Consider the following 10,322-nt stretch of genomic DNA (forward strand, 5'->3'; position numbering starts at 1 on the left):
GTGCCCACCTACATCTACGCCATCACCGCCACGGACCACCCCCTGCGCCTGGACGACCTCCAGGGTGTGGGCGAGCAGGCACCACCCCTGCGGACGGTCCGCGCCGGCGACATCGCCGCGGTGGTCAGTGACGCCCCCGAAGGCCTGCGTGCCAAGCGCCGGGACGTGCTGGCACACGAGGCGGTCCTGGAGGCCCTGATGGCGGACGGAGCGACCCTGCCCATGCGCTTCGGTCTGCTCGGCCCGGACGACGATCAGGTGACACGAGCACTGGAGCAGGACGGCGCCGCGTACCGCAGCCGCCTGGCCGAGCTCGCCGGGCACGTCGAGTTCAACCTCAAGGCGGCCCGCGACGAACAGGACCTCCTGCTCGAAATCGTGTCGGAGTCCGAGCAGATCAGGGAACTCAACGAACGCACCAGGTCCGGATCCGCCAGGCAGGACGACCGCATCGCCCTCGGCGAGCTCGTCGCGGGCCAAGTGGCCGAACGCAACAACGAACAGGCCCAGAAGACCCTGGCGAGGCTGCTGCCGGCAGCGGCCCGCGTCTCGCGCGCCGAGCCGGGCGCCAGCCACTTCCTCAACGCCTCCTTCCTCGTTGCGGCGGAGTCCGCGGACGAGTTCGTCCGGGCGGTACGTGAAGAGGCGGACCGCCGGGGCGAGACCTGCACCTTCACCCTGACCGGGCCGCTGCCGCCGTACAGCTTCGTGTGACCGGTGCCGGCACTCACGGCGAACGCAGGAAGGAGGCCGCCACGTGGGGCTCCTCACCACAATCCTGACCCTGCCGATCGCACCGCTGCGCGGCACGGCATGGGTGGTCGACCAGGTGCTGCTCGCCGCAGAGCGCGAGTACTACGACCCCGAGCCCGTGCGGGCACAGCTGGCCGCGCTCGTGGACGACCTGGCCCACGGCCGTGTGGACGCTGCCGAGTTCGACCGGCGCGAGGACGCGCTCCTGGACCGCCTCGACGAGATCGAGGCCCATCGAAGCCAGACGGGAAGCGGCTCATGACGAAACCGAGTGATCAAGCGAGGCGGAACGAGGTGCACCGGTGATACCGAAGAACACCACGACGGCAGTCGCACTCGTGGGGGGCTACCTCCTGGGGCGGACGAAGAAGGCCAAGATGGCCATCGGCATGGGCATGTTCCTGGCCGGCCGCAGGCTGGACCTCGACCCCCGGCGACTGGGAAAGCTGCTGGCCGCCTCGCCCGTGACGGGTGCCCTGAGCGAGCAGATCCGCAGAGAGCTGTTCGAGGCCACGAAGTCCGCCGCGGCACAGGCCCTCACCCAGCGCGCCGCAGGCCTCGCCGACTCACTGCAGCAGCGCACGCGGGCGCTCAGCGGAGACGCCCCCGACGCCGAGGCCGATGACGGTCCCGAACCGCGGAAGCGGGACGGCCAAGCGGCGGACGGCGGCGCGGACGAAGCCGCGGACAACAGCGCGGACGACAGCGCGGACAACAGCGCGGACAACAGCGCGGACAACGGCGCGGAGCCGGATGGCGACGCCGACGACAGCCGGCGAAAGCGGACACGGCCCACGGCCGCCGCCAAGACCGCAGGCAAGAAGAGCACCAGCCGCGCCCCCTCACAGAGCGGCTCCTCCAGCCGCGGCTCCGGCAAGTCGACGGCAGCCCGCAAGCGTACGAGCGCCCCCAGGAAGTCCACGGCCTCCCGTACGCGCAAGAGCAGGGGGGACAGCGATGAGTGACTCGGCGCTCAGCAGGATCAAGAACGACGTCGTGGGAAACCCGGCCACCGACCGGCTGAAGGACGAACTCCGCCGCTACCTCACCGCCCGTGCCGAAGACGCCATCGCCCGGCTCGGGGAGCGCCTCGGCGACCGTGTCGCCCGGCTGGCCGAGCCCGGTGCCGCGAAAGGGAGCCTGGCGAAGGGTCTCACCAAGGGAGGCAAGGCCCTCGGCGAGGGAAAGTCCCCCGCCCGGGCCGCGCTCGCGGCGGGGACGACCGCCGTCAAGGACACCCTGAAGAAGAAGGCCGAGAGCCTCGTCGGTGGGGGCCGCACATCCGGTGGAGGCAGCGCGAAGAGCGTGACCATCGTCGAGGACATCGACGTCGGTGTTCCCGTGCGCGAGGCGTACGACCAGTGGACGCAGTTCCAGGAGTTCAGCACGTTCGCCAAGGGTGTCGTCAGCGTCGAGACTGCGGACGACGCGACCACCAACTGGAAGGTGAAGGTCGCCAAGTCGACCCGCAGCTGGCAGGCGAACGTGACCGAGCAGATCCCGGACGAGCGCATCGCCTGGACCACCCAGGGCGCCAAGGGGACGGTCCGCGGGGTGGTGACCTTTCACCGCATCACCGACGATCTCACCCGCATCCTCCTCGTCCTGGAGTACTTCCCGAAGGGCCTGTTCGAGAAGACGGGGAACCTGTGGCGCGCGCAGGGCAGGCGTGCCCGGCTGGATCTCAAGCTCTATCGCAAGTTCCTGATGCTGCGGGGAGAGGCCACCGACGGTTGGCGGGGCGAGATCCGGGACGGCGAGGTCGTCATCGGTCACGACGAAGCGGTCAGGGAGGAGGACCATGCCGACGGCGAGACGGAGGACTTCCAGGACGCAGATCCCGAGGGTGAGTTCGAAGACGACGAAGACGACGAATACGACGAGCTCGCCGACGGCGAGTTCGACGAGGAGGCCGAGGAGGCCGAGGAGGCCGAGGAGGCCGAGGAGGACCCGGAATACGAGGCCGAGACCTCCGACGAGGCCGCTTCGGACGAACAGGACCCCGGGTACGACGTGGCCGAGGACGAGCCGGCCGCCTCGGAAGACCACCAGCGGCGCGGATCCGGACGCAGCACCCGCCGTCGCACTCCCGTCGGCAGCTGACCGGTAACCACAGACACCAGAGAACAGGGGCGCCAACGTGTCCGAGTCCTTCGCAGGACGCCTCCCGGCCGCACCGCACGCCGCAATGCCGAGCCACCACCAGGGCTCTTCCGCGAACCTCGCGGACATCCTGGAACGCGTGCTCGACAAGGGCATCGTCATCGCCGGAGACATCCAGATCAACCTGCTCGACATCGAGCTGCTGACCATCAAGCTCCGCCTGCTGGTCGCCTCGGTCGACAAGGCGAAGGAGATGGGCATCGACTGGTGGGAGCACGACCCCTCCCTCTCCTCCCGCGCCCGCCCGTCCCGGCACGTCGACGACGGTGGCGGCAGCCGCGAGGAGCTCCTGGCCGACGAGAACGAGCGCCTGCGCGCCGAACTCGTGCGTTTGCGCTCCGGGGACGTCCACGACCAGCAGCCGCAGGCGGACACCCGCGCACGGACGGAGGAGGAACGGTGAGCACACCGGATCAGACCCGAAAGGCCGCCAGCACCCCTTCCGGCGAGACCGAGACCGGACCCGTGGGGGAGTGGGCGACCGCCCGCCCCCCGATGGCCTACGTGTACGGCGTCGGCCGGGACGAAGAAAAGTTTCGCGCTCTCGCCCGTACGGCGACCGGCGTCGACCGCCACGACGTCGGACTCGTCGCCGCGGGCGGCCTCGTCGCCCTGGTGTCGGCCGTGCCGGCCGACACCTTCGACGAAACCGCCTTGACGCGCCGCCTGGGGGATCTCGGCAGACTGGAAGAGCTGGCCCGGGCCCATCACGCCGTGGTGGACGCCGCGTTCGGCGAGGCGGTGTTCCTCCCGCTCCGGCTGGCCACGGTCTACCGCGACGAGCCCCGTGTGGCCGACATGCTCCTCGATCACCGCGACCGGTTCGCCGAACTGCTGTCGTGGCTCGACGGCCACGTCGAACTCGGAGTGAAGGTCCACGCCGACCCGGACGCCGCGGCCGCGGCGCAGGCCACCGCGAGGGAATCCGCCGAGCCGCCTGCGCCGAGCCCGGGCCGCGCGTACCTGCAGCAGCGCAGGCAGAAGCGGCACGGCATCCAGGACCTCTACCGGGCCGCCGGGACGGTCGCGGACGAGGTCACGCACGCGGCGCGGACGCTCGCGACGGCAGCGGTCGTGCACCGTCCCCAGCAGGGCGAGCTGTCCGGCCGAGGAGGGACCAACATCGCCAACCACGCCTATCTGGTGCCCGCCGACGCCGAGGAGCGCTTCCGCCAGGCAGTGCAGGCGGCAACGCGGCCGGCAGCCGGGGTACAGGTGGAGGTGACCGGCCCGTGGGCCCCGTACTCCTTCGCGGCTACCGCGGCGGACACAGGCGCGGTCGGTGCATCGCGATGAGCACGCCCTTCCCGGACGGCGGCTCCCCCGAGTCGCCAGAACGGCTGTCCGGCCCGCCTGTGGCACTCATCGACCTGCTGGACCGCCTGCTGACCGGTGGCGCCGTCCTGACCGGGGACCTTGTCCTGTCAATCGCCGACGTGGACCTGGTCCACATCAACCTGCGTGCGGTCATCCGGTCGATCACCGGCGACGAGCCCGGTCCCTGGCCGCGGGCCTCGGGCCCCGGCACCCCGTTCGTCGACCGCACCACAGCGCCCGGGAGGTGACCGAGGTGGAAGACCTGCAAGCCGCCGCCGGGGGGCGCGCCTTGGCACAGCGGCTTTCCGTCGACCCCGACACAGTGGAACGCGACCTGATCAAGCTCGTGCTCACCATCGTGGAACTGCTGCGTCAGCTCATGGAACGCACTGCCGTACACCGCGTCGACCAAGGCGATCTCGCCGAGGACGAGGAAGAGCGCATCGGCATGACATTGATGATCCTGCACGAGCGGATGGAAGAACTATGTGAGCGGTACGGCCTCACCATGGACGATCTCAACCTGGATCTGGGCCCCTTGGGCTCACTCCTGCCACGCGAATTCCCCTGCCCGTGAACCGGCCCGCAGACCCTTTAGTGCAACGCTCCCCGTTTCACCGGCCCAAGACAGGCAAGAAGGAATGTCATGACTGAATCGAACGGAAATGCCAAGACCTCCGGCACTACCACCGGCCGGAAGACGCCCGCCAAGCGTGCCGAGTCGACCGCCAAGCGCGCCCAGTCGCAGGCCACCACAGCGGCAAGCGACACCGCAACTTCTGCCCGTGACGGCAAGGAGACGGCGACGGGGGGCCTCCAGTCCGCGGGCGAGGCCACGAAGAGTGCCGGCCGAGCCGTAGCCAGCGGCCTGCAGATGGGCCACCAGGTCGTGACGGCGAACGCCGCCAAGGCATCCACGGCGGCCACGGCCGCATGGGCCGTCGTCAAAAACAGGAAGTTGATCGCTGCGAGCGCGGCCGCAGGTCTCGTCGGCGTCGCCGGCGCGGCGTTCGCGGTCGGCCGCTCGACAGCGAAGCCTCAGGTCGGTCCGCTGACCAAGCTCATGGGTGGCCGCATCTGACGAAACCACAGGCCAGGGCACGACGAACGCCTACCGATCCGCTCCGTCCTTCGGAGCGGATCGGCGCCGTATGCGCGGTCATTTCCGGCAGTCCACGGTCCAGGCACCTGACCGATCCATTAGCAGGGGCCGAGCTTCCAGTAGTACTCCACGATGTCCTCCCGGTACTCCCGGTCGGCACGGTGCTGGTCGGGCAGGAACTGGGGCGCGTCTTCCACCTGCCCCCTGCTCAGGCTCAGATGCAGCGTGCGCCTGTCACGGTCGATCCGCGTCACCGCGCCCGCCGGAATCAGCAGCGTTCCGAAGATCCATCCGCCCGCGTCCACCACCAGGAACGCGTCGCCCGCCTCCTCCGAGTGCTCGTCCACTTCGCCAATGTGGCCGTCAACGGCCTCGACCCGCCATCGGGTAAGGTCAATGCCGGCCAGCTGACCGCACGCCGGGCCAAAGCTCCACGAATCGTCCGCCAATTCCGATACTCCTCTGCTTCTCGAAACCTGCGCCAACGGTTGCCCGGACAGCATCCGATGCGTTGAAGCCTCAGCGGGCCGGGACCTCTTCGAGGAGTGGGTCGACATCGAGGAATTCCTCGCCCTCGCCGACAACGGCATAAGTCCGACCCAGGAACCCCCTGAGCGCGCCGGCATTCGCACAGAGCACCGCATGTTCCCCGCAGCCTTCGCCATGATTTCGCAAGTCGATACGGACTTCTGCGCCGCCGGACGCCCTGTGCGGGCGGAAGGTGACGTCACCTTCACCGAAGCGGGGCTCCTCCAGAGCCTGACACTCCAGCGCCTTGTGGCCGTATCCGTCGAGAGGGTCGTCGTGCCCGGTCAGCAGATGCTGGGAATGTCAGGCGCGGAGCGGCGGTGAGGGAGGCCCTCCCCGAGTGGTTTTCACCCCGCCCTTCGAGCCGATGCTCGCCCACGCCGCCGAGTACGTCCCCGTCTCCGGTGTCCTGGCGAGCGGCTTTGCGGCGGAGTAGAGGTTCGACAGCCACCGCACGATCCTCTTCACCCCCACCGGCCCCGGCGGCTCGGTCCCTTGTTCACGGTGCGGGCGGCGATCTCCTTGGCGCGCTTCGGGCTCTCGCCGCGCTCCTCGGCGCTCTCCTTGATGTGCTCGTACTGCCGTTCCCGCTTCGGGCTGGAACCACGGGGCATGACAACCCTCCTCGACTCGTCGAGAGATCTGGGCACCTGTGGGCACCTGTGCTGCTTCCCGCCCTCGGCTGTCTCATTCAGAAGGCGCGCGTTTCCCCTCGTCCAGGTTCGCCGGCAGAGATGCTCCGGTCTCCCGCACGTCCCCTTCCTTGGCTGCCCGTGCCACACGGCTGGCGTCGGGGCCGGCGCCGGGGCCGGGGCCGGGACGGGGCTCCCGGCGGGCGGCCGTGCTCGTCCACGGCTGGAGCGAGGGTGGCTGGTCCAGGAGGCGTCGGGGGTGTTCAGCAGTGATGATGTGCCGCTTGCGGCCCGGGACCTCCTTGCCGCCGTCGTAGCCGCGTGAGGCGGCCGGCACCGAGGCGGCGGCCCGCACCGACTGCGCGTCGATGATCCCCGCGCTCGGTCCGCCTCCCGGCCCCCGCGCTCACCGACCTTTCACGCAGCCGGTGAGAGCCGGATGTCCGTCCAACATCTCTCTCAGCCTCCATGCCTCCTGTGGGGGGATTATTGCCGTTTCTTGACAGTTTAGCGTGAATTGGAGTACTGTCGACGTGCCATGAAAGAGAAGCGCGCGTACGAGAGTCCGTTGCGTGCCGGGCAGCTTGAGCAGACCCGGCAGCTGATCCTCGCCGCGCTCACCGAGGCCATCGCCGACGAAAGCGTCCAGGAGCTGACCATCCCGCTCGTGGCGGAGCGCGCAGGCGTCGCCGTCCGCACCGTCTACCGGCACTTCCCGACCAGGGAGGAGCTCTTCGCGGCCTGGAGCGGGTGGGCCCAGGAGAATCTGCACGTGCTCACGCAGTCCTACCCGGACACCTTGGACGGGCTGCGCCGCGTGGCGCCGGAGCTCTACCGCTCGTACGACGAGCACGCACCGCTGATTCTCGCCATGCTGAACTCCAAGGCGGCCCGGCCGCTGCGGGAGCAGGGCCGCAGGGACCGGTTCCACTCGGTGGAGGCGGCGCTGGCCGAGCTCACGGCGGATGCCGACCCGGTAGCCCGCCGCCGCGCGGTCGCCGTGCTGTACCTGCTGGTGAGCGCCCCGGCCTGGCAGGCCATGCGGCTGCAGGCAGGGCTCGACGGGGCGGAGGCCGGCATGGCCGCCGCCTGGGCGGTGCGGGTGCTCACGGACGAGCTGCGGCGAGACCCGGACGGCCCGCTACGCCACCCGAGCGGATGACCGGCGAGGAGGAGAGCCATGAGCATCGCCACGGAACGCACTTTCGCTCCGCCGGGGCCGGGTACCTGGTTCCTGGACCCGACCCACTTCACCCGCCCGGTGACCAGGTTCCACGCCGAGATCTTCATCGAGGAGATGCACCGCGGCTTCGGAGAGAGCCTCCGCCGGTACGGGTCGCTGCTCGAACGGCTGGACTGGGCCTTCGTCAACGGATTCTGCTACTACCATCCCCAGCCGCTGGGAGCCCCGCCGGACGCCACGGACCACCCGCCGAGAGAGGTCTGGGAACGCCTTGCCGCCGATTGTCCCGAGATCCGCACCAGGCTCGCGACCAGCGCGACCGTCTTTGAGCGCAAGCTGTGGCGCGAGGACCTGCGCCGCTGGGACGAGGAGGTCAGACCCGGGCTACAGCGCGAGCGGCGCGAACTGCAGCAGGTCGAGCCCGGTCTCCTCGCTACCGGCAGTCTGCTCGCCTACCTCGACCGGTGCCGGGAACACCAGCGCCGAGCCGGCTACCTGCACCACCTGTTCAACATGCCGGCACTGCTGCCGATGGGCGATCTGCTCGCACACTGTCAGGAGTGGACCGGGCGTACCACCGGCGAGATCCTGGCCCCGCTGGCCGGATCGAGCCCCGACCCGCTGGCGGACCGGAAGGAACTGGCCGAGCTGGCCGCCGCCGTAGCAGCGGACCCCCGGGCGAGCGATCTGCTCGCCTCCCCGGCGCGACCCCAGGAGCTGCTGACGGCGCTGGGGGCCGTCGCGGGACGTACGAGTACCGCCCTCGCCGACTACCTGGAGACGGCGGGCTGGCGCCCCGTCAATGGCGAGGACGTGGGCGATCCCTGCGTGGCGGAGTTGCCCGCCGTCGTGCTCGCGGCCATTCGCTCGGCGGTCTCCTCCTCGACGAGGCCCCAGGCGGACGCCCGCGCCGACCAGTGCGCCGACGCGGCGGCCGACCTTCGTGCCGCCGTACCCGCGCCGCACCGCTCCCGCTTCGACGAGCTGCTCGCCGAGGCGCGGTTGGTCTCCCGGCTGCGCGACGAGCGCGGGTCGTGCGCGGACCTGCCGGCCATCGGCCTCACCCGGCGCGCCATCCTGGCGGCCGGCCGACGGCTCACCGAGCAGGGCCGGATCCACGCACCCGCCCATCTGGCCGAGGCGGGCTACGCCGAGCTACGCGCCCTGGTCCGTACGGGCTCCGGGCCCGACGCCGCAGAACTCGCCGCCCGGGCGCACTACCGCGACCACGCCCGGTACGCGGATGCGCCGCCGATGCTGGGTCCACCCCCGGGCGACCCGCTGCCGCCTGATTGGCTGCCGCCCGCCGCGGCACGCCTGGAACGGGCCCTCGGGGCCATCGTCCTTGCCATGTTCAGCAACCCGGCAGCGCGGACCGAGGGGCGGACCGTGCACGGGCTCGGCGCGAGCCCGGGCGTGTACGAGGGCACGGCACGGGTGATCAGCGGCGTGCCCGAGTTCGACCGCATTCAGCCCGGGGACGTCCTGGTCACCGGCGCGACCACCACGGCCTTCAACATCGTCTTGCCACTGCTCGGCGCGATCGTCACCGATCGCGGTGGGGCGCTCTCCCACGCCGCCATCGTCGCCCGGGAGTTCGCCATCCCCGGCGTCGTCGGATGCACGGATGCCACGGCAGTGATACCCGACGGCGCCTGGGTGCGGGTCGACGGCCGGGCCGGAGAGGCGGCGGTGGTCCGATGACCGGTCCGCTGTCGCCGAGCACGTGGTCCGCCCCGGTGCCGCTCCGCCTGGCCACCGACGAGAGCCGGTACGGCGGCAAGGCCTCACAGCTCGCGGCCGCCGCCCGGGCCGGTCTACCGGTACCGGAAGGAATCGCCCTGGAGTGGCTGTTTGTCGACGCCGTCGCAGAGGGCGACGACGAGGCGCTCGCCGCCCTGCACATGTCGACCAGCGACTTGCAGGGCGGCGGGCTGGCCGTGCGTTCATCCGCACTGGGCGAGGACTCGGCCGCGGCGAGCTTCGCCGGACAGCACCTCACCTGCCTCAACGTACGGGGTCCGGACGGGCTGACCGAGGCGGTCCGAACGGTGAGAGATTCGGCGCACTCGGCCGCCGCCCTCGCCTACCGTGAGCGGCTCGGGCTGCCCGGCCTGCCCAGAGTGGCAGTGGTGGTACAGGAGTTGGTGGTACCCGAGTGCGCCGGAGTCCTGTTCTCCCGAGACCCCCTCGACGACTCCGACGTCCTGGTCATCGAGGCGAGTTGGGGCCTGGGCGAAGCCGTGGTCAGCGGCCTGGTCGTACCGGATCGCTACCGGGTCCGCCGCGACGGCCGGGTGATCGAGCGCACGGCAGGCATGAAGGACCTGGCCGTGGAGCCCGCGCTGGCCGGCGGAACGAGCCAGGTCCCGGTCCCCGCCGACCGAATTCACCGACTCTGCCTCGACGAGACGCGGTTGGAGAGCCTGCGGGAACTCACCGCCCGCTGCGAGCAGGTCTTCGGCGGGACGCAGGACCTGGAGTGGGCCTTCGTCGCCGGCCGTCTCCTTCTGCTCCAGCGCCGACCGATGACCGGGGCCGTGCCCCCACACTGACCCTTGCGTAGCCCACCCACCTCAGCTCGGGACGAGCGTGGAGTGCTTGTGCTTGAAGATGCTGGCGGCGTCCCAGACGGGGCACGACC

The 10,322-nt window shown here is 70.7% G+C and carries 14 protein-coding genes and 2 pseudogenes; 12 read left to right on the top strand and 4 right to left on the bottom strand.

All coding sequences use genetic code 11. From position 1 onward, the window contains the following. The 9 genes from ACZ4VT_RS15225 (at window position 1) to ACZ4VT_RS15265 (ending at window position 5,314) form a co-directional block, all read left to right on the top strand. Entirely contained in the window at window positions 1-714 is a 714-nt protein-coding gene (locus ACZ4VT_RS15225; RefSeq protein ID WP_467949735.1) for a GvpL/GvpF family gas vesicle protein, read from the top strand. Window positions 715-757: 43 nt separating this feature from the next. Further along, window positions 758-1,015 carry a gas vesicle protein GvpG gene (locus ACZ4VT_RS15230; RefSeq protein WP_467949737.1) on the top strand — a complete coding sequence of 86 codons (258 nt, stop codon included), beginning with the start codon at window positions 758-760 and terminating at the stop codon, window positions 1,013-1,015. Between the two features lie 40 nt (window positions 1,016-1,055). Then, window positions 1,056-1,718, top strand: coding sequence for a hypothetical protein (locus tag ACZ4VT_RS15235; protein WP_467949739.1), 663 nt, complete (start codon window positions 1,056-1,058; stop codon window positions 1,716-1,718). Beyond that, the gene (locus ACZ4VT_RS15240; RefSeq protein WP_467949741.1) at window positions 1,711-2,856 is read left to right on the top strand and encodes an SRPBCC family protein; all 1,146 of its coding nucleotides are present in this window, start codon (window positions 1,711-1,713) and stop codon (window positions 2,854-2,856) included. Before ACZ4VT_RS15235 ends, ACZ4VT_RS15240 begins: the two co-directional genes overlap by 8 nt. A 37-nt stretch (window positions 2,857-2,893) precedes the next feature. Next, window positions 2,894-3,319 (top strand): gas vesicle protein, encoded by a 426-nt coding sequence (locus ACZ4VT_RS15245; protein ID WP_467949743.1) that lies wholly within the window; start codon window positions 2,894-2,896, stop codon window positions 3,317-3,319. Further along, on the top strand, window positions 3,316-4,212 hold the full coding sequence (locus ACZ4VT_RS15250; RefSeq protein ID WP_467949745.1) for a GvpL/GvpF family gas vesicle protein: 897 nt from the start codon (window positions 3,316-3,318) through the stop codon (window positions 4,210-4,212). Before ACZ4VT_RS15245 ends, ACZ4VT_RS15250 begins: the two co-directional genes overlap by 4 nt. Beyond that, window positions 4,209-4,481: a gas vesicle protein gene (locus tag ACZ4VT_RS15255; protein WP_467949747.1), complete on the top strand. Its 273-nt coding sequence runs from the start codon at window positions 4,209-4,211 to the stop codon at window positions 4,479-4,481. The genes ACZ4VT_RS15250 and ACZ4VT_RS15255 overlap by 4 nt, the downstream gene beginning before the upstream one ends. Then, window positions 4,478-4,810, top strand: a complete 333-nt coding sequence (locus ACZ4VT_RS15260; protein ID WP_467949748.1) for a gas vesicle protein K — start codon at window positions 4,478-4,480, stop codon at window positions 4,808-4,810. The genes ACZ4VT_RS15255 and ACZ4VT_RS15260 overlap by 4 nt, the downstream gene beginning before the upstream one ends. A 69-nt stretch (window positions 4,811-4,879) precedes the next feature. After that, window positions 4,880-5,314, top strand: a complete 435-nt coding sequence (locus ACZ4VT_RS15265; RefSeq protein WP_467949750.1) for a hypothetical protein — start codon at window positions 4,880-4,882, stop codon at window positions 5,312-5,314. Window positions 5,315-5,433: 119 nt separating this feature from the next. Here the strand turns inward: ACZ4VT_RS15265 and ACZ4VT_RS15270 are convergent, their stop codons facing one another. The 4 genes and pseudogenes from ACZ4VT_RS15270 to ACZ4VT_RS15285 form a co-directional block, all read right to left on the bottom strand. Then, window positions 5,434-5,682: a hypothetical protein gene (locus ACZ4VT_RS15270; RefSeq protein WP_467949753.1), complete on the bottom strand. Its 249-nt coding sequence runs from the start codon at window positions 5,680-5,682 to the stop codon at window positions 5,434-5,436. A 172-nt stretch (window positions 5,683-5,854) separates the two neighbouring features. After that, window positions 5,855-6,154 (bottom strand): SsgA family sporulation/cell division regulator, encoded by a 300-nt coding sequence (locus ACZ4VT_RS15275; RefSeq protein ID WP_467949813.1) that lies wholly within the window; start codon window positions 6,152-6,154, stop codon window positions 5,855-5,857. Between the two features lie 185 nt (window positions 6,155-6,339). Continuing rightward, window positions 6,340-6,477 (bottom strand): annotated as a pseudogene (locus ACZ4VT_RS15280) (plasmid stabilization protein); the annotation flags it as partial. Between the two features lie 286 nt (window positions 6,478-6,763). Further along, a pseudogene (locus ACZ4VT_RS15285) lies at window positions 6,764-6,880 on the bottom strand (transposase); the annotation flags it as partial. 153 nt (window positions 6,881-7,033) lie between these two features. Between ACZ4VT_RS15285 and ACZ4VT_RS15290 the strand changes: the two are divergent. From ACZ4VT_RS15290 to ACZ4VT_RS15300, 3 genes are read left to right on the top strand one after another with little or no spacing between them, the layout of a single operon-like run. After that, complete coding sequence (locus ACZ4VT_RS15290; RefSeq protein WP_467949755.1) at window positions 7,034-7,657, top strand: TetR/AcrR family transcriptional regulator; 624 nt, start codon at window positions 7,034-7,036, stop codon at window positions 7,655-7,657. Window positions 7,658-7,675: 18 nt separating this feature from the next. Next, window positions 7,676-9,382 carry a PEP-utilizing enzyme gene (locus tag ACZ4VT_RS15295; protein ID WP_467949757.1) on the top strand — a complete coding sequence of 569 codons (1,707 nt, stop codon included), beginning with the start codon at window positions 7,676-7,678 and terminating at the stop codon, window positions 9,380-9,382. Continuing rightward, window positions 9,379-10,233, top strand: a complete 855-nt coding sequence (locus ACZ4VT_RS15300; RefSeq protein WP_467949759.1) for a PEP/pyruvate-binding domain-containing protein — start codon at window positions 9,379-9,381, stop codon at window positions 10,231-10,233. Before ACZ4VT_RS15295 ends, ACZ4VT_RS15300 begins: the two co-directional genes overlap by 4 nt. Window positions 10,234-10,322 lie beyond the last annotated feature (89 nt).

The sequence above is a fragment of the Streptomyces sp. NPDC029164 genome, from assembly GCF_055563995.1.

Excerpts from the sequence above, each read along its gene's own strand:
- ACZ4VT_RS15290 (WP_467949755.1), top strand. The coding sequence starts at position 7,034 with ATGAAAGAGAAGCGCGCGTACGAGAGTCCGTTGCGTGCCGGGCAGCTT.
- ACZ4VT_RS15255 (WP_467949747.1), top strand. The coding sequence starts at position 4,209 with ATGAGCACGCCCTTCCCGGACGGCGGCTCCCCCGAGTCGCCAGAACGG.
- ACZ4VT_RS15300 (WP_467949759.1), top strand. The coding sequence starts at position 9,379 with ATGACCGGTCCGCTGTCGCCGAGCACGTGGTCCGCCCCGGTGCCGCTC.
- ACZ4VT_RS15240 (WP_467949741.1), top strand. The coding sequence starts at position 1,711 with ATGAGTGACTCGGCGCTCAGCAGGATCAAGAACGACGTCGTGGGAAAC.
- ACZ4VT_RS15295 (WP_467949757.1), top strand. The coding sequence starts at position 7,676 with ATGAGCATCGCCACGGAACGCACTTTCGCTCCGCCGGGGCCGGGTACC.
- ACZ4VT_RS15265 (WP_467949750.1), top strand. The coding sequence starts at position 4,880 with ATGACTGAATCGAACGGAAATGCCAAGACCTCCGGCACTACCACCGGC.